The sequence below is a fragment of the Paenarthrobacter sp. YIM B13468 genome (genome assembly GCF_042788025.1).
GTDB classification, from domain to species: domain Bacteria; phylum Actinomycetota; class Actinomycetes; order Actinomycetales; family Micrococcaceae; genus Arthrobacter; species Arthrobacter aromaticivorans.
In genome coordinates, this window is record NZ_JBHZPI010000016.1 from 87,986 (window position 1) to 106,268 (window position 18,283).

Consider the following 18,283-nt stretch of genomic DNA (forward strand, 5'->3'; position numbering starts at 1 on the left):
ACCCTGAGCCCTAGCGGCGCCGCAGCACCAAAGTAGTCCCGGGGGCAACCTGCAAAGCCGTGTTGGGCTGGACCTTCTGTCCCGTCACAAGATTCACAGCGACACCGAATTCTGGAGAAGGGGTCACCGTGTAGGACTTCGTGGCCGATGTGTTCATGGCGATCAAGTACGGACCGTAGGTGCACTCGTAGAAATCGGCACGGCCGGCAAACGGGCTTTCCGTGCCGACCGGGATGGTCGGGGCGTCGCTTGGGGCCGCTGCCAGGGGCAGCTCCTGCCCTGCAAACGCTTGTTCCAACGCCGGTCCTGGAGGAGCGAAGCCGCCACCAGGGATCCCGGGCATGTCCGCGTTTCCGAACTCCCAGTTAACCCAGTTTGGTTCTTTGTGCGTCCGTCCGTCGGGGATGAACTGCACGTTCTGCCAGACCGTCCCGGAACGTTCGATGCCGTCCGAACCAATAAGGTGTATGCGCGCCAGCCGGTTAACGCCCCATCTGGCGCGCCAATACAGGGAGGCGTAGAGGATCTCGTTGCCGTTTTTGACTGCCAGTACACCGTTTTCTTCGTCGCTGAAGACAAAGTCAGGTTGGTCAGGCATCATAGGCAGCCGGACCTTGCTTGCCGGAGCGCCACTGACGTAGGCATAGTCATCAGCCGCGCTCAGGAAATGCAGGAACGTGCGGGCCTGCATACCCATGTCGTAGCCGTCCTTCAAAATGTGGAAGAACTGGTTGTCGTCCAAGGACTGGCGGGCATAAGCCGTCAGATCGGGGTCCTTCAGCAGTGCCACGACCTTAAGGGCGTGACCATCCCACTTATTGCCTTCGTCGTACGCGACGCGGCCGGGGTACTCGGTGTCACGCCATCCAACGATAGCTTCGTACCGAACGGCTTTGTACCCGTCACTGTCCACAGCCGGATAACGGAAAACCATACGGGATTTGGTCATGGTCACGAGATGCTCGCGGAGTTTCTGGTCGTCCACACCACCGATGCCAATGACAGCGTCGAACATCAGGGCAATCCAGTCCTGCAGTTCACCGTAGTTACCGGCGAAGCCCAGCTCGCGGGAAATACCCTTCTTGGAAACCTGGAAGTAGGAGCCACCAAGGGGTTTCTTTGGCGTACCGTCGGCGTTCTCGGGGCCAAGCCAGGGCTTGAGTCCGACCGACTGGTATATGTACTCCCGGGCTTTGGTCTCTCCCCAAGCATTTTTCGAACCGACGAGGCTCAGCCCCCGGTCGGCGAGGTAAAGACCGATGGCACAAATCATCGCCTGATTGGTGTACTGGGGGAAGTTCTGCCGCCAGTATTCGCGACTCTCCAACAGCATCGTTGCCCAGGCATCACGCCGCAGCACAGGAGCCAAAGCAGAACCGGCGGGAACTTGCAGAGTCAGATCGTCAAACCATGCGGTACCTGCGCCGTCAACACGGACCTGCACTTCGGCCTGTGTTGCATTGGCCGGCGTGGCAAGGCTGGCCGTTACCTGGTGCCAGTCATTGGTTCCGGCTGCTGCATAGTATTTGTTGTCACCCCCGACGAGTTTGCCGGCAGCATCAAAAAACAAAACATCCAAGTAGGCGCCGCCGGTTTTGACGCCCTCTGTCTTGACCCATGTTCCGTATGAGTATGTTCCCGGGCCTACAGGGATTCTGGCCGTGGGACCCAATCCCACGACGCCGCCCGTAGCGGGCACGGTTACCTTTCCTGAAGCGCCGCCGGTGCGGGAAACGGTCGTATCCCGGGAGGCCACGCCGCTGCCTGTCCAAATCGTCTGCTTCCAGCCGCTGGGCAAGGCACCTCCGGCCTCGAAGCCGGCGTTGGTGATGACTCCCGGGGAACCTGCGACGGGTTCATCCAGAAGCTTGACAATCTGTTCCTTGAGCTGAAGCATCACCAGGCCCAGCCGTCCCAAGCCCATCCACTGCTGGGTGGAGTCGCGGATGATCTTCGGATCCGTGCGGGAGCGCCAGTAGATGGCGTCCATGCTGCTGGCAACCTGCGCCGGAACCGCAGGATTCTTGTAAGCCTTGCTGGCTTGAACATCGTAGGCGCGTGCCAGGAACTCCAGATACCACAAATCCAGCTGCGGAACAGTCCGGCCGGCCTCAGAGTCAGCCTGTGCAATGACCTTCGCCATGACGGTATCCAGAATTTCCTTACCCGGCGTGGGTCGGAGCGTCTCCGGTGGGCGGGTACCCACCACGTCATCCAGGGCGAGGTTGAAGAACGGATCGGAGTGCGTGTACAGGCTGTAGATTCCGCGGGTTGGTGCTTTCATTGCCTGGTAATACGTATCCGCCGTTTGTGCGTACCCGGCTATGGATCCCATGGAACGGATTTCCACGTTAACCGTGGATTTGCCAGCTGTGGCTGTGGCAGGAAGGGGGAGCGTGTGGAGGAAGAAACGCCCCGGGCTTCTCGCATCGTGGCCCGCAATGTCCAAGGGGTCAACGGCACCCAAGTGGTAATGCCCAACCTGCTTTCCGTCAACGAAAAGCTGCAGTCGGCCCATCTCTTCCCCAAGATCCGAACCCCACAGTTTGATCGTGACGTACGTTGCGCCCTTCGGCCTGCAGGCCATGGACGCAGCAATCGTGCCGCCCCAGAAGCCGCTGGCCGGGTTAAGGACGCGGGCGTTCTGCCCCAACCCTCCCGGGACAATGTCAGAAAGGTTTGCTGTTACCTTATGTGCTGTTTCGGAGGCGGGATCTCCAAAAACGAGCACATCCAACGCGCCGGACTTGTTGGTGGCCGTCGTATCCCGGGGATTCGGAGCGGCCTGAGCAGCAGGAGCACTCCACAACCAACCCGCCGCGGCAGCGCCCGCGGTGCCCGCCACCAGTTTCAGGATCGATCGTCGTCGCATGTCAGGGAACATCGATGTTCTCACTTTCAACAAAGGAAAAGGGCGTATTCGCCAAACCGTGATGCCGGTCACAGGGAATCTACTGGAGTCAAAGAACCTTTGCAACTAGTTTCAGAAACTAGTTTCAAAGCCTCGACACGTAATCGTTGCTGCTGCTACCTTTGCCTGAATCGACGACCCTCTGGGGCGTCGGCTTCTATGAACGAAGGAGTTCACAATGGGACGACTATTCGCTGAGCCCTGGGTTATCGGCACAATCATTGCCGTCGCTGTCCTGCTCTTCGCGGCCCCGAGACTGCCTGTCATGGCCCGCAACATCGGGCAATCGATGCGTATCTTCAAATCAGAGGTCCGCGAGATCAAGAATGAAGGGGCTGCCATGGCCGCTTCCGCGAGCTTGGTGAACCCCGAAGAAGTGCGCCCCCAGGCAACCGGAGAAACAACCCGCACCGAGAGTGACTAGCAACTGTCAGCGAAACGGAATTTGGCATTATTCTGACACCAGCGGACCACGGCGGCAGTTGCCGTTCACCGTGGCCGACGCGCCGAATCCCTAGGCGGGCATAACCCACTAGCCAGTTGACCGAATCACGGTTATCGGCTTTTAGAGTACGGGAGTAGAAAGTAGCTGCAAGAAGTCCCGTCCATGCCTTGGCATGCAGTGTTTCCCTAAGTCAGTGTCTGGCCGCGAGGACCGGCATTGGTGCCCGTCGCGCCCAGCGCGAATGACTGGCGCTCCAGTGGAAAGACGCGTTCGCCGTCCGTCGCCCAAGGTGGCTCCCTCACGGGCATTCATGAGTCGTTGCAGGTCCTGAACTACTTCGGCCAGGGCTTGTGAGCGCAGTGCTGGGACGCCCTGTGCGGCAGGCCTTGGGCGACGATCGGCTCTCGTGCGGTGATGGCCCGACTCTGATAATGAAGAACTCGGGGCGGAACCAGTCCCCGCCGGCGCCGCCAGCGGGTCGTGGAACCTAAGCTCCACGCCCATGGAGTCTTTATCGTTCATTATTCCCCTGGGGTTAGGGCGTCGAGGGCCTGCGGGGCCTTCTCTGCCGGTTGGATGGGAAAGGGGGGCCTGTGAGAGGGAAGTCCCCTCGCCCCGGAAGTCCTAGTCCGTCTCCGGGCCAGTGCAGAAGTGGCAATCGTCATCACAGCGCTCGTCTTGCCGGAACGAGCGCTCGGCGAGTGGCCTGTATGGTCGCATCTGGTTCCTCATAAGGGTGGGATCGGAGTTGGTTGGTCTAGTAGTGCACTGATTGGGTTGTCAGGAACTCTTCAATGCCGTGGGCGCCCCGTTCCCGGCCGAATCCGGACATCCGAAAACCGCCAAAAGGCGCGTCGGGATGGGTCGGTGCGCCGTTTATGGAGACGCTCCCGGTCCTGATTTGTGTTGCGACCTTGCCGGCGTCTTCGGCAGTCGGACCCCAAACTGCGCCGCTGAGCCCGTAGGGTGAGTTGTTGGCAATGGCAACCGCTTCGTCAATGTCCACGTAGGGTACGACGGCAAGGACGGGACCAAAGACCTCTTCCTGGGCGAGTTCGTCGTTGGCGCCGGTGAGGAATGCTTCGGCGGGAACGAAATACCCTTCTGGGTCGCCGGATATGGGACCGGACGCGAGCACTTCCGCCCCGGATGCTTTCGCAGCCGTTGTCATGGCAAGAACCTTGTCACGTTGCGCTGCCGTGGCCACAGGGCCCAATACCGTTGAGGAGTCCTCAGGGTTACCAACAGAATAGCCCGCCACCCGCGCTCGGAGGGTTGCTGATACTTGATCCAGTGCCTCTGATGGAACCAAGAGCCGGGTGAGTGCGGCGCAGGTTTGTCCGGAGTTTTGAAAGCTCTTTTCGAGTGTGTTGCTGACGGCATTCCCGAGGTCGGTTCCCGGGAGAACCAGGCTGGCAGATTTTCCGCCCAGTTCGAGGGAGACCTGCTTGATAAAGCCGCCAGCCACTCCTGCGATCCTTGCCCCGGCGCGTGTGGAGCCGGTGAAGGAGACGAAGTCGATGGCAGGGTGGCTGATCAGCGCCTCACCGGTTGTTGGGCCGTCCCCGAAGACTACGTTGAAGACGCCCGCCGGCAGACCGGCTTGAGCAGCAACATCGGCCAGGATTGCGGCATTGCTAGGCGCCACCTCGCTGGGTTTCAGCACCACCGTGCATCCGGCCACGAGCGCTGGAGCAACCTTGGATGCGATCTGGTAGAGCGGGTAATTCCATGGGGTGATGCAAGCGACCACACCTACCGGGACTTTGTGAACCTGGGTTGCATCCAGCTGCTCCGTGACCATGGCTTCCGGGCCGAGACGCGCGGCGCTGCGGAAGCTGTGCACGGCGGGGGCCACTTGCATGCGGACGCATTTGTGGCGGGGTGTGCCCACTTCGGCGGTAATGCCGTCTGCCAGCTCTTCCGCCTTGGCTTCGAGACCGTCAGCGATCCTCGCGACGATCGCAGCCCGCTCCCCTACCGGTGTTGCGCTCCATAACGGAAATGCCCCGAGCGCGGCCAGGCTCGCGCGCTCTACATCTGCAGTGCCCGCTGCGGCTACCTCCCCGATGAGCTTGCCATTGGCGGGGTTGTACACGCCCATGACGTCCGAGCCAGTGGCCGGCTGCCAGTGGTTGCCGACGAAGATGCCTTTCAACTGCGCAGTTTCAGCCATTGCCCTTTTCCTCTAGCGTGTATAGAATCATATAGGAAAGTCTATAGGAGAACTTAGGATAGGTAAATATGCAAACCCCTGCCACCGAAAACGGATCCGGCCCGACAATCAGGGCAGCCATTGATGGATTGCCGCCCTACAGTGCGGGGCGCAGCGTCCGCGATGCAGCCGGGGAAGGCGCTGTTCTGGAATTGCTGGGCTTGGCCGCTAACGAGGGCCCGTATGGCCCCTTCCCTTCTGCGGCAAAGGCGGCCCTGGAGCAGGTGGCCAAAGCAAACCTTTACCCCGAGTCGGGGTTCCGAACCCTCCGCGCTGAACTGGCACGGATGCTCAACGTTGACATCACCGAGGTCGCTGTCGGTGCAGGGGGCATCGGACTCATCCATCACCTGTCGGTCGCATTGCTCGACGAAGGCACGAACATTGTGCTCTCCACTCCGACCTTCCACGCCTACGCACTCGACGCTCGGAAGCAAGGCGCGAAGACGCTGAGCACGCCGGTCCGTGCGGATGGCAGCTATGATCTCGAGGCCATGCTCGGCTTGATCAACGACGCCACCCGCATCGTCTACGTCTGCAACCCCAACAACCCCACCGGTGGCATCGTTGGCCGCGACGAATTGCTCCAGTTCATCCGGGACGTTCCGCAATACGTCACTATTGTGGTGGACGAGGCCTACTTCGAATACGCACAGTCGCAGGAATACACCGACACGGTCGCGGAGTCCGCTTTCAAGCGCCGCAACCTCGTCACGCTCCGCACTTTTTCCAAGGCATACGGCCTGGCCGGTTTGCGCGTGGCCTACCTCGTTGGCTCCCCGGAAATCATCGGTGCCGTCCAGAAGGTGCAAAGCAACTACGAAGTCTCCAGCGTCGCCCAGGCCGCAGCGCTGGCGAGCCTGAACGAGGAAGCCGAACTGGTCCGCCGGGTCGGCCTGAACAAGCAGGGCCGCGACGCTCTCACGAACGGTCTCCGCGACCTCGGCTTCGAACCCTTGGATTCACATGCCAACTTCGTCTACGTCAAGGTCGGAGATGCCAAGGCATTCACCAAGGCACTTGAAGGTGAAGGCGTCATCGTTCGCCCGGGAAACGCCATGGGAGACCCTGAAAGCGTCAGGATCACCGTCGGAACACCCGACCAAGTCAGCGCAACGATCGCCGCCCTCGACCGGGTGGTTACGAACGCTGCCAAGCAAAGCGCCTAGGCCATTTCTTCGGGGAAGCGTGAGTTAAACCTCAGTCGATCGCATAGGATTAGCTATACGGAATCGCGGGCTGTTATGAACTCCCCCGACCGTTGCGGGATAAGGCGCACCCCACGCCTCGAATGTTGTCGTTACCGCTCCGAGAGGGAGACATGTCAGTTACAGCACCAGCCTCAGCCACCCAGTCCAAGGTCGATTATGCCCACGAAATCCTGCGTAACCGCATTGTCGGCTCGCAGTACGCCGCGGGGCAGAGGCTGATCATTGACAATCTAGTCAAGGATATCGGGGTCAGCCAAGCACCGATCCGGGAAGCGTTGAGGCGGCTTGAGGCCGAGGGGCTGGTCGAGTACGGCGCGAACTCCGGTCCCTCCATCGTGCAGCTGGACAAGACCCACTGGTTCAATCTTATGGAGATGAAGGCAGTCATGGAGGCGTACGCGACCCGCGCCGCGGCTCCCTTGCTGACGGCTGAGGAGATCGCTGCATTACGGGAGACCAACGACAGCCTTCTGGGTGCCCTGGAAGAATTCGACTTCGAATCCTGGACCAGCTTGAACCGGCGGTTCCATGAGATGATCCATGACCGTTGCCCCAACGCGCTGCTTATTCAGGAGCTTCAGCGCCTGTCCCAATGGACGGACACGGTCAGCAGCCTGGTGTTTGCCCGGGAACGCGGCATCATCATTCAGACCCTGGGCTTGTCAGCGGGCAAGGAAACCATTGGTTTCCATACCCGGATCATCGACGCCATCGAAAACGGGGAAGCTGACGCCAGCCTCGAAGAGATCAGCCGAGAGCACACGTTGGTCCTGGTCCGCCGTGTCCAGGAGAAGCTGAATTCCCGTCCGGCAGCATGACCGATAACAGGGTGCTCTAGCTCGAGCGAAGCCAAAGAAGAAAGGTGGTACAGGCCGGTCGGCCTGTACCACCTTTCTTTTGTTCCGGGATTTGGCTAGAACCTGAACCAGGAATCGGTCCGCTGCAACAGTTCATCTGGAGACAGTGATGCAACGGGGTCAAGCGATGCGCTGACCTCTTCCTCCGTTGCCCAAAGCCTCTCCGAGCTGTTCCCCAGGGAATAGACGGATCCGGTGACTTCCATCAGCTCGTCCGGTTGGACTAGCAGGACATGCCGGTGCCGTAGGACATGTTGCATGAGTCCGGCGTAAAGACCGGGGTCATACCCGGTGGAGGTTGAACCGGTGATACCCAGCTCTCCTGCCGGACCACGAAGGGAGTTAGTCAGTTCATCAAGAAGGTCAGGGGAAGCGTTGTTGCTCTCGTAAGTGCCCTGCCCGGCTTCCATGTCAGCGGCGCGTTGGCGTTTGAGTGTGAGTTGCAGTTCCTTGGTTGGGGCCACCAGGACGAAGAGGGTTTCTGCGCCTGCCAATGGTTGTTCAGCCTGGTCATCGACGATGTGGGAGAGCTCAGAGAACCTGCCTCCGATATGGGGGGCCTCCACGATCAGCAGTTGCTCAAGCCCGGCGTGGTTACTGAACCACTTCCCCACCGTGGTTCGAACCCAGGAGCCCATGGCCAGGCGGATCCCCGAGTGGGTGACGCCGTCGATCTCAGGGAAGAGTGCCGATGCGGTGGGGTGGGAGTCCCAACTCTCTCGGGAGACGTCCCATTGCAGGAGACTGCTGTTTCGTCCGGCAGCGGCTGCGGCAGCGGCTATTTCCCGAACCAGCAGGCTCTTACCCGTCCCGGGCAGGCCCACGACCACGACGCAGCGGAGAACTTCGAGCTTTGTCCACAGCTCTTTCAGGTATGGCGCTGGTGGGCTTTTCAGTGCCTTGCTCACCGGAACTGGTCCACACTGGTCATGTTTCCCACCACGACCTCGATGACGGTTGGCCGGCCGGACCGGAAGGCATCTTCGAGGACCGGTCCAAGCTCCTGCGGGGAGGTGGCACGACCGTATGACGCTCCGAAGGACGTGACGAACTGTTCGAAGTTCGGGTTGACCAGGTCGGTGGCAATCACCTTGCCGCCGTAGAGGTCACGTTGCATCTGCTGGACGTTGCCGTACTGGGAATTGTTGAACAGGACAGTGACCAGACCGATGTTGTGCTGGACCGCTGTGGCCAGCTCGGTTGCTGCGAACATGAAACCGCCGTCTCCCGTTACGGACAGCACACGGGTGTCCGGCTTGGCCACCTTGGCTCCAAGAGCTGTGGGAAAACCGTAACCGAGCGTGCCCATGTAGCCGGTGGAGATGAAGGTACGGGGCTTATAGACGGGGAGCAGGATACGGCTGGCGAAGCCGATCTGGGTCAATTCGTCAACGAAGACACCGTCGACGCCTAGTGCTTCGCGGATAACGGCAAGGTATGCCGTCTGCTGGTCAAGAACGGCGCTGCGCTCTTTCCATTCCTTGTGGACCAGTGTCATCTGTTCGGTGATGTCCGCGTTCTGGATGCCCCGCTTTTCCAGACCTTCGATCAAGACCGGAAGGTGCGCTTCAAGGCGGCCGGTAATCGCCGCGTCGGGCTGTCCGTAGCGTCCATGGACGGTTTGGTCGACGTCGATGCGGATGAGCTTACGCTTGCCCTTGCCCCATCCCTGAAGAGCAGAACGGGCGCTGCCTCCGAGGGCGAGGACGACGTCCGTTTCGGCCCAGAGTGGCTTTGCCTCGGGGAGGAAGACGCTCAACGGGTGTCGGCTGTCAACGATTCCACGTCCGGTGCGGTAGCCAACGACCGGGGCCTGGAGGATCTCGGCGAGCCTGGTGACTTCCGCGGAGACGTCCTGGGCGCCGTTGGCCACGAAAATCATCGGGTTCTTGGCCTCGGCGAGGATGTTCAGGGCCTTTTCGATGCCTTCTTCGTCGATGATGTCCTCGGGCGCGTCGGCCACCGGGACGGTATCGGAGACCGGAGCTCGTTGTTCGAGCACGTCCATGGGGACTTCCAGCGCTGCCGGGCGGGGACGTCCTGAGTTCATGGCACGGATCGCATCGGCGATTTTCTGGCCGGCCTCAGCTGGATGGGTGACACGGTCGTAGTGCTTGGTCAGCGACCGCAGCATCCCTGGCTGGTCGGGGACTTCGTGGAGCGTTCCCATTTCCCGGCCGATCATTTTCTGAGAAATTTGACCGGTAAGGAACAGCATCTTGGCGTTCAGGCCGTAGGCCGTGGCGAGGGCTGCCCCCGCGTTGAGCGCCCCGGGGCCGGGCACGACGTTGCAGATGCTCGGCTTTCCCGTGGCCATGGTGTGTCCAAGTGCCATGTAACCGGCACCTTGCTCGTGGCGGGTGTGGATGATGCGGATGTCATCGCCGGCATCGTAGAAGGCGTTGTAAAGCCAGTCGTTCTGAACGCCGGGGAGCCCGAAGACGGTGGTGAGTCCGTTGGCCTTGAGGCTGCTGACGACGGCCTCGCCGCCGGTGTTGTAAGTGGTCATGGGATTACTTTTCTCCTGGTTGTGGAAGTGGGATGCGTAGGAAGTCTCGGCCGACCCAGACCTCGCCGGTGAATTCGGCGGCTGCTTCGGCGAGGATCTCTTCGTCCGAAGCAGGGCCGAAGGTCCCTACCGGGCTCAGCAGAAGCCCTGAGACCCCTGCAGCGGCAGCGACCTGTCCAGCGCCCTTGGGATCGCTGTGGACGCTTCGCATCCGGGGCAAAACGAGAGTGGCCCGCTCAGCACTGAGATAGTCCGTGGCGTTTGTGAGGTAGGTCGTTTCATGGATCAACAGGTCACATCCGCGCGCAAGGGTGCTTAAGGATTCGCTAGGCCTTGTGTCGCCGGAGAAGCAAACGCTCCGTCCTGCCTGATCGATCCGGTACCCGAAGGCAAACTCGACAGGCGGGTGTTCAACCATCGCGGCCGTGACCGTGACAGAGCCGTCGTCGAAGATTTCAGGGCCCGTAATTTCATGCACGCGCACAAACTCGCGCAGGTGCCTGCGGCCTTCATCGTTCATGCGCGACTGGATATCGAAGTCGAACGCTTCGTAGTGCAGTTCGAAAAGACGGGCCACCGGTGGTGGGCCAATGACTTCGACCGGTGCACGCAGTTGTGACCATGCAAGGTGCAGGAACATGGCCACATCTGCGACGTGGTCGATGTGGTGGTGCGTGATCAGAATCCGGCGAAGGCTGCCAAGGTCCAGTCCGGCGCTAACGAACTGGCTGATGGTTCCGTTACCACAGTCGACGAGAGAGATGTTCTGGTCCACCACCAGGGCATGAGAGACGGGCCGTCGGCCTGGCTTTGGCGTCGGGCCGCCAGCTGAGCCAAGCACGACAAGCTCGTTTCTACTGGCCGTCTGCTTAGGGGCATTCGCCTCACCCATGTGCGGCATCGTTGCGTCCGGGCTCACTTTGAATGTGCTGGGACGCGTGCGGGTTCAGCCGATGCGCCGATGAGGTTCTTCCTGAAGGTCTCGGGCAGCTTCCACATCGCGATGAGTCCGACAGCGCTGATCACGATCAGGTAGAACGCCGGCATCAGTTTCAGGCTGGTCGAAGCAACGAGGAATGCCGCCACGTAGGGTGCTGTGCCGCCGAATAGGGCGTAGGCAACGTTGTAGCCCAGGGAAGCTCCGGAGTAGCGGACCTCGGTCGGGAAAAGCTCGGTCTGCGCAACGACTACGGCTACCGAGATGGCTGTGCCGGGAACGATGGCCATGATCTGGCCGACAATTGCCCCGACAAGGCTGCCGGAACCGATCAGGAGGAAGGCGGGGACGGCCAGGACCATGAGGCCGACGGTGCCGCCGATGAGGAGAGGCTTACGTCCGATCCTGTCGCTCAGGAGTGCATAGAACGGAATCATGGCGGCGGCCAGCAGCAGGGTTACCGAGGTGGACAGCAGCGCGGCGCCGGAGCTGAGTCCGATGGTGGAGATCAGGTACGTGGAGGCATAGGTCTTGGCTACGTAGGACGCGACGGCTTCCACCATGACGATGCAGATGAGAAGAAGGAGCGCCTTCTTGTGATGACCGAACAGCTGCTTCATCGGAACGCGCTGGTGTTCGCCCTCTTCCTTGGCCACAGCAGCCTGGAAAGCGGGGGTTTCTTCGACCTTGAAGCGGAGGTAAAGGCCGATGCCGGCCAAAGGCAGGGAGAGCAGGAACGGAATCCGCCAGCCCCATGCCATCAGCTGGGCCTCACCCAGTACGGCGGTCAAGCCTGCCACGAGGGAGGCAGCCACGACGAAGGCCACGATGCCAACTGCCTGGATGCTGGATGTCCACAATGCGCGGCGGCCTTTGGGGGCTGACTCGGCCAGGAAGGCCGCCGCGCCCGAGGTTTCACCGCCGGCAGACAAGCCCTGGAGCAGGCGGAGGCAAATGAGCAAAATCGGAGCGAAAACTCCAATGGCTTCATAAGTGGGCAGCAGGCCGATGGCAGTGGTGGCACCACCCATGAGCAGGATGGTGGTGGAAAGCACCGCCCGGCGTCCCAGCCTGTCCCCCAGGCTGCCGAAGATGACCGCTCCGACAGGACGGGCAAGAAAGGCTACCCCGAAGACAGCCAACGCGGACAGGATGGAGGTGGTCGGATCGCTGCTCGGGAAGAAGACCTTACCCAGCACCGTGGCGAGGTAACCGTAGACTCCAAATTCGAACCATTCCACAGCGTGCCCGAAGCACGCAGCAAAGATAATCCTCGGCTTGGGGCGAGGCAAAGTGTTGGTTGGGGTGGCCATGGATGGCCTTCCTTTCTGATGCTACAGCCCCGTCAGGAGCGTGTGGCCTGGCGGGCTTTTGAATTGTTGCTGTCGTTGTCGTCTCGGGCGGAGTGGCCCTTGCCCAAGTGCTCGGCGAGTGTGAAGGCTGCCGTTAGGGCTGGCCCCAGAGACGCTCCGGAACCGGCATATCCCGGACCCATGAGTGCCGCCGCGTTTTCGCCGACAGCAAAGAGGCCCTCAATCGGGACTCCGTCGTGGTCGAGGACCCGTGAGATATGGTCCGTGACCAGACCACCCTTGGTCCCGTTGGCGCCAAGGACAACGGGAACGGCGAAGAAGGGACCTTGGTCGATCGGACCCAGGCAGGGATTGGGGTGATGTGCTTCGTCGCCGTTAAACCCGTCATGCGGATTATGACCCCGGCCGAACTGCTGATCGGTGCCTGCTTCGGCCATACGATTCATCTCGGTGACGGTGGTGATCAGCCCGTTGGGGTCGATGCCGGCCTGTTGTGCAAGCGTTTGGAGATCTTCGGCTTGGATGAACTCATCTGGAAGGGACGCATTGGGTCCTACCCCGGCAACTGTGCGCCGACTCCGGAAGGCGGAGTCGAAGATCAGCCATGCTGGTTGGTTGGGGAATCGGTGGCTGGTGGGATCGAACGTGAAGAAGGCCTTGCCGAGGTCGTTATAGGAACTGGCTTCATTGACGAACCTCTTCCCTGCCGCATTTACGAGAAGGGACCCCGGGTAGGCCAGCTCCCGCACAACATTTCGGTGCAAAGGGGCTGAGTCGATGGATTCCCCGGCGATCGACACGGCAGCGGTCCACCATGCCTCGCACATGCTTCGCAAGGTACCCCCCAAAGAGGTGCCCAGCCTCAGCCCATCGCCCTGCGAGCCAGGTGCTGCGGTGGGAGCAATGTCGACTGGTGGCAGGAATGCTGAGCGAAGGGCTGCATTCCGGGCAAACCCACCTGCGGCGAGCACTACGTTGCCTGCGCTGATCTGCCCTTTGGCGGTATCCAGTACGAAATGGCCGCCCTCTCGTCTGACGGCGCGGACCGCGGCCTGAACTTGGAAGTCCACGCCGCGGCGGAGCGCAGCCTTTACCAATCCGGCAACAAGCCCTGATCCTTGGGTCCGCACATCATTGGCTGTGCGTTCACGAAGGACAGGTTCGGGGATTCCGGTGCGTGACTCCGGGCCGGTGATCGGACCTCGTGTCGGCGACGTCCGGACGCGATGACGCCACTCACCAAGTTCGTCCGTGGTCACCGGCAGCGGTTCCACGGAGCGCCCCCAGGCCGCCCCGTCCCAGTCGGGGTGGTAGTCGGGACGGTCGATGCTGACTATCGGCATTTCAAGTTCGTTTTCGAGGTAAGCGATGAACCGGGGGCCGTTGACCACGAAAGAGTGCAGTGCAGCCTCAGAGGTCGTTCCCAGGGACAGGCGCCGGAGGTACTGCAGGGCTTCATCAACCGAATCTTCCAACCCCGCCCTGCGCATGGCGGCAGAACCCGGGATCCACATCTGGCCGCCGGAGAGCGCAGTCGTCCCGCCGAGGAACTGCGTCGATTCCAACACGGTGACCGAGAGACCACGATCGGCCGCGGCACAGGCCGCAACGAGCGCGGCTCCGCCTGAACCGGCAATCGCCACATCGTAGAAGAAGCGATTCATAGGTTTCACGCCCCCGTCCATGGCTGCGAGGTCGACGGATAAACCATCATGCTCGTTGCGGATCTCATCGGGCTTGTTCTCCTTCGCGGCTGATTACGGCCAAGCAGATAGTTGTCTGGATCACCGGGCCGTGACGACCATCATGCTATTGGAAATCCTATAGGAGATCCTTCAATAATGAAATCGGGAGGAAAATGGAAGGTCCACTGTCACGAACCACCCCTTCCATACAAGATATGAAATCGTATGCAATAGGTATGGTCACGAACGGGGTGGTGGTCAATGGACTGAGCGTTTAGAGCACCAGAATCTTGGACAGGAAGTCCCGGGCACGCTGGGTTGTGGAGTTCTCGAAGAAATCGGTCGTCGGGAGGTCTTCGAGGATCTTGCCTTGATCCATGAAGACAACCCGGTCGGCTGCTCTTTTGGCGAAGCCCATCTCGTGGGTTACGCACAGCATGGTCATGCCATCTTTCGCCAAACCGGTCATGACGGCGAGCACTTCGTTAACCATTTCGGGGTCAAGGGCTGAGGTGGGCTCGTCAAACAGCATGACCTGGGGGTCCATAGCAAGGGTACGGGCGATGGCCACCCTTTGCTGTTGGCCGCCGGAGAGGTTCTGCGGGTACTTGCTGCTGTGCGCTTGCAGACCAACGCGTGCCAGAAGCTGGGCGGAGCGTTCCATGGCCTCGGCCTTGCTTCGACGGAGAACCTTGACCTGCGGCAGGGCGACGTTCTGCGCGGCGGTCAGGTGCGGGAACAGTTCGAAGTGCTGGAAAACCATGCCAACTTCCAGGTGGAGCTTTCGGGGAACCTTTTTCCCAGGATTGAGGGTGAATCCGGCGATGTCGATCGAACCGGAGTTGATGGGTTCCAGCCCGTTGAGGGTTTTGATGAATGTGCTTTTGCCGGAGCCTGAGGGGCCGCAGATGACGACGACTTCGCCCTTTTCTACCTGCAGGGAACAGTTCCGCAGCACTTCCACGTCTCCGTAGGACTTGGAGATGTCCTTAACAGTGATCATGTGTTGTCCTTTGCTTGGTCGGCGGGACTGGCGCCCGCCCGCCGCCCGTCTTAGTGGTGGAGGGCCCGAAGGAACTCGATGAACCGGGGGTGTGTGGGATTGTCGATGGTTTCTTTGGCAGGTCCGTCTTCGGCGATTTGACCGCTCTCCATAAAGATGACCCGGCTGCCGACTTCGCGTGCGAAAGCGAGTTCATGGGTGACCACGATCATGGTCATTCCTTCGGCGGCAAGCTGCTTCATCTCCTCCAGAATGTCGATGCGGAGTTCAGGATCAAGGGCTGAGGTGGCTTCGTCAAAAAGCATGACGTCTGGTTCCATGGCCAAGGCCCGGGCAATGGCCACGCGCTGCTTTTGTCCGCCTGAGAGGGCGCTGGGGAAGAAGTCGGCTTTCTGGTCCATGCCCACTTTTTTCAATCCTGCCCGTGCGAGCCGTTCAGCTTGGTCACGGTTGATGTTCCTGGCCCGAAGGGGGCCAATCATGGCGTTTTGGAGGACCGTCTTGTGGGGGAAGAGGTTGAAGCTCTGGAACACCATGCCCATGGACATCCGCCATTGCGCAAGGGCCTGGGCCTCCGCTTTCCGGGCTTTGAAATCAAAGAAATCGATCTGGCTGTTTGACCAGGTTTTGCCTTTGAACGTGATGGACCCGGTGTCCGGCGGGGCGATGAGGTTCATCGAGCGCAGGAGTGTGCTCTTGCCGCAGCCACTGGGGCCGACGAGAACTACCACTTCACCCGGGTAGATGTCGAGGTTGATGCCTTTGAGGACTTTGACTTCCTTGGCAGTGCCGGCGTTGTAGGTTTTGGAGACCTTCCGGAGGGAGATGATCGGCGTCTCTTCCGGGGTGGCGCCAGGGTCTAGCGCTGTCTCCGGCGCGGAAGTTATTTCGCCCTCTGCGGCGGTTCCGGTGGTGAGGAGTTCTTCGCCGTTCTTAACCAGCGGATCGTTCATGGCCTGTGACCCTTTCATACTGTGAGGCCGCCGTCGGCCGTGAAGGCGGCGCCAGTGACGTAGGAAGATTCGTCGCAGGCGAGGAAAGCAACCAGATTGGCGATTTCCTCATAGCGGCCTTCCCTTTTAAAGGGGACGATTTCGCGTACCCGGGCCCGGCGCTCTGCCATCATTTCCTCTGAGGAGATGACCTTGCGGTCGGCCATGAAGTTTTCGAGGATTCCCGGGCAGACGGCGTTGACCCGAATGTTTAAGTCTGCGAAGTCACGTGCTGTGACTTTCGTCAGCTGCAACAGGGCGGCTTTCGAAACGCTGTAAGCCGCTTCGTTGGTGGAGGCCTTGAAGGAGGCAATGGACGCCGTATTAACGATGACTCCACCTCCTGCTTCGATCATTGAGGGGATTACCCGTGAGGTCATCAGGAAGGCCGAGCGGAGATTTACTTTCATGGTCAGATCCCAAACAGCCAGGGGCGTATCCACGACGTTTCCCGTTGGGTTGATGCCTGCGTTGTTGAACAGGATGTCGATTCGCCCAAAGGCCTCTAGTCCTGCCTGTACCAGCCCGTTGACTACGGTTTCCTCGGATACGTCGCCTGCGGAGGTGAGTACGGTGGATCCGTATTCTGCCCGGCATTTCGCTGCGAGGGTTTCCACTTTTTCCTGATCCAGATCGGTGAGAATCAGGTTTGCGCCCTCGGAGGCAAAGCGCCGGGTGGAGGCCTCCCCCAAGCCGCCGGCAGCTCCTGTGATGAGGACTACCTTTGATTGAAAACGCATGGGAACCTTCCGTATTTGATGGTGACATGTGGTCTACACAGGGCAGTGGGTTTGTTTCAAGCTTCACGACGGCCCGGTTTGGCTGTCGGGAAGCTGATAGCTAGTCGGGCAGGGTCACGGGATGCGAAGCTTCCGTTCGACCCAAGAACTGAAGATCGTCATGATGAACACGACAACCACGTACATGAGCCCGACCAGCGTGTAGTACTCGAAGTACTGGAACGTCTTCGCTGCTGTGTGGCTGGCCCGGTACATGATGTCGGCGACGCCGATGACGCCGATGATCGAAGAGTCTTTAAGGATGATCGTCAGCTGGCTCACGAGGGAGGGAATGGCGACGCGCACGCCCTGGGGCAGGATGATGTCCGTGTAAGTGCGCGTGGTGGTCATGCCCAGAACTGCGGCCGCTTCGCGCTGACCTGGGCCGACGCTGGACAGTGCCGAACGCAGGATCTCTGCGATGTAGGCGCTATTCAAGATGGTGAGGCCGATGATGCCGGCCATAATGGGTGGGATGGACACTCCCGTGAAGGCCGGAAGGGCGAAGTAAATGAACAGAACGTACACGTAGGCCGATAGTGACCGGAAGACCTGCGTCAGCGTGAAGGCCACCTTCTCCAGCCAAGATAACCCGCTTTGCCGCATGAGAGTGAGTATCAGCCCACCGATGCAAGCCAGGCCGAACGACGCGAAGGTCACTGCCAGAGTGACGTAGATTCCTTCGGATATGGCTCCAGTGGACCCCAGGACTGGACCCCAGGTGGCCCAGAGTTTATCGAACCATTCGCTCATTTGATCCGCAGCCTCCTTTCGGTGAGGGTGAAGACGAAGGACGCTGCAAACGCCATGAGGATAAGGATTACCGCCAAGGCACCGTACGCCTCGAAGGGTAGGAACAGCCCGGTTGAGATGTCCTGGGCAACGAAAACAGCTTCAGCAACGCCGATCACGGCCGCGTAGGTGGCGCCTTTGAGCTGCATAACGAAGACGTTGCCCAACTGGGGCAGGGCTATCCGGATAGCCTGGGGGAAGAGCACGGCCGTGTACGCCTGCCATCGAGTCATTCCAAAGGATTTTGCCGCCAGGGCCTGCCCTTTATCCAATGCAAGGAAGGAGGACCTGAAGACTTCGGCCGTCACGCCGGAGGTGGCAAGCCCGAGGGCAATGATCGCGGCCGCCACCGCAGGAATATTAAATCCGGCCAGCTGCGACACACCGAAGTACACCCAAAGCAGCAAAACGTATAACGGGGCCCCGCGGACTATCTGGACGATGATGTAGGAAACCGTTTTGGAGAACTTGTTTCCGCGGGACATCGAGGCCAAGCTCAGTCCGATGAGAACAGTAAGCACAAAGCTGGCCACGGCAATGTAGATATCAACCGCTGCCCCGGCAAGGAACAGGTCATACCGGCTGAGGACTTCGCCCCATTTCATATCAGGCATTTTTTCCTAAGTGGTTATTC

16 protein-coding genes are annotated in these 18,283 nt (G+C 60.4%); 4 read left to right on the forward strand and 12 right to left on the reverse strand.

Translation table 11 applies throughout. The annotated features are described in order from the left end of the window. Positions 1-10 precede the first annotated feature (10 nt). Positions 11-2,872 (reverse strand): hypothetical protein, encoded by a 2,862-nt coding sequence (locus ACFX4T_RS15940; RefSeq protein WP_223948871.1) that lies wholly within the window; start codon positions 2,870-2,872, stop codon positions 11-13. Positions 2,873-3,089: 217 nt separating this feature from the next. On the opposite strand from ACFX4T_RS15940, the gene ACFX4T_RS15945 reads away from it, so the two are divergent. Both ACFX4T_RS15945 and ACFX4T_RS15950 read left to right on the forward strand, forming a co-directional pair. After that, complete coding sequence (locus ACFX4T_RS15945; RefSeq protein ID WP_223948870.1) at positions 3,090-3,335, forward strand: twin-arginine translocase TatA/TatE family subunit; 246 nt, start codon at positions 3,090-3,092, stop codon at positions 3,333-3,335. Between the two features lie 240 nt (positions 3,336-3,575). Then, entirely contained in the window at positions 3,576-3,710 is a 135-nt protein-coding gene (locus ACFX4T_RS15950) for a hypothetical protein (RefSeq protein ID WP_263426281.1), read from the forward strand. Between the two features lie 403 nt (positions 3,711-4,113). On the opposite strand, the gene ACFX4T_RS15955 is transcribed toward ACFX4T_RS15950, so the two are convergent. Further along, positions 4,114-5,532: an aldehyde dehydrogenase family protein gene (locus ACFX4T_RS15955; RefSeq protein ID WP_223948869.1), complete on the reverse strand. Its 1,419-nt coding sequence runs from the start codon at positions 5,530-5,532 to the stop codon at positions 4,114-4,116. Between the two features lie 68 nt (positions 5,533-5,600). On the opposite strand from ACFX4T_RS15955, the gene hisC reads away from it, so the two are divergent. Together hisC and ACFX4T_RS15965 are read left to right on the forward strand one after the other, a co-directional pair. Continuing rightward, the gene (gene hisC, locus ACFX4T_RS15960; protein ID WP_223948868.1) at positions 5,601-6,740 is read left to right on the forward strand and encodes a histidinol-phosphate transaminase; all 1,140 of its coding nucleotides are present in this window, start codon (positions 5,601-5,603) and stop codon (positions 6,738-6,740) included. A gap of 152 nt (positions 6,741-6,892) precedes the next feature. Further along, the gene (locus tag ACFX4T_RS15965; RefSeq protein WP_223948867.1) at positions 6,893-7,600 is read left to right on the forward strand and encodes a GntR family transcriptional regulator; all 708 of its coding nucleotides are present in this window, start codon (positions 6,893-6,895) and stop codon (positions 7,598-7,600) included. Positions 7,601-7,695: 95 nt separating this feature from the next. Here the strand turns inward: ACFX4T_RS15965 and ACFX4T_RS15970 are convergent, their stop codons facing one another. The 10 genes from ACFX4T_RS15970 to ACFX4T_RS16015 form a co-directional block, all read right to left on the reverse strand. After that, complete coding sequence (locus ACFX4T_RS15970) at positions 7,696-8,547, reverse strand: hypothetical protein (protein ID WP_223948866.1); 852 nt, start codon at positions 8,545-8,547, stop codon at positions 7,696-7,698. Further along, positions 8,544-10,148, reverse strand: a complete 1,605-nt coding sequence (locus tag ACFX4T_RS15975) for a thiamine pyrophosphate-dependent enzyme (protein WP_223948865.1) — start codon at positions 10,146-10,148, stop codon at positions 8,544-8,546. The genes ACFX4T_RS15970 and ACFX4T_RS15975 overlap by 4 nt, the downstream gene beginning before the upstream one ends. A gap of 4 nt (positions 10,149-10,152) precedes the next feature. After that, entirely contained in the window at positions 10,153-11,040 is an 888-nt protein-coding gene (locus tag ACFX4T_RS15980) for an MBL fold metallo-hydrolase (protein WP_223948864.1), read from the reverse strand. 23 nt (positions 11,041-11,063) lie between these two features. After that, complete coding sequence (locus tag ACFX4T_RS15985; RefSeq protein ID WP_223948863.1) at positions 11,064-12,398, reverse strand: MFS transporter; 1,335 nt, start codon at positions 12,396-12,398, stop codon at positions 11,064-11,066. Positions 12,399-12,430: 32 nt separating this feature from the next. Next, positions 12,431-14,062, reverse strand: a complete 1,632-nt coding sequence (locus ACFX4T_RS15990; protein WP_223949273.1) for an FAD-dependent oxidoreductase — start codon at positions 14,060-14,062, stop codon at positions 12,431-12,433. 295 nt (positions 14,063-14,357) lie between these two features. Continuing rightward, positions 14,358-15,086 (reverse strand): amino acid ABC transporter ATP-binding protein, encoded by a 729-nt coding sequence (locus ACFX4T_RS15995; RefSeq protein ID WP_223948862.1) that lies wholly within the window; start codon positions 15,084-15,086, stop codon positions 14,358-14,360. Between the two features lie 50 nt (positions 15,087-15,136). Beyond that, positions 15,137-16,039, reverse strand: coding sequence for an amino acid ABC transporter ATP-binding protein (locus ACFX4T_RS16000; protein WP_223948861.1), 903 nt, complete (start codon positions 16,037-16,039; stop codon positions 15,137-15,139). A 14-nt stretch (positions 16,040-16,053) separates the two neighbouring features. Continuing rightward, positions 16,054-16,818 (reverse strand): SDR family NAD(P)-dependent oxidoreductase, encoded by a 765-nt coding sequence (locus tag ACFX4T_RS16005; RefSeq protein ID WP_223948860.1) that lies wholly within the window; start codon positions 16,816-16,818, stop codon positions 16,054-16,056. A gap of 114 nt (positions 16,819-16,932) precedes the next feature. Beyond that, a complete protein-coding gene (locus ACFX4T_RS16010; RefSeq protein WP_223948859.1) occupies positions 16,933-17,610 on the reverse strand; it encodes an amino acid ABC transporter permease in 678 nt (225 codons plus the stop codon). After that, positions 17,607-18,263, reverse strand: a complete 657-nt coding sequence (locus ACFX4T_RS16015; RefSeq protein WP_223948858.1) for an amino acid ABC transporter permease — start codon at positions 18,261-18,263, stop codon at positions 17,607-17,609. The genes ACFX4T_RS16010 and ACFX4T_RS16015 overlap by 4 nt, the downstream gene beginning before the upstream one ends. Positions 18,264-18,283: the final 20 nt, after the last annotated feature.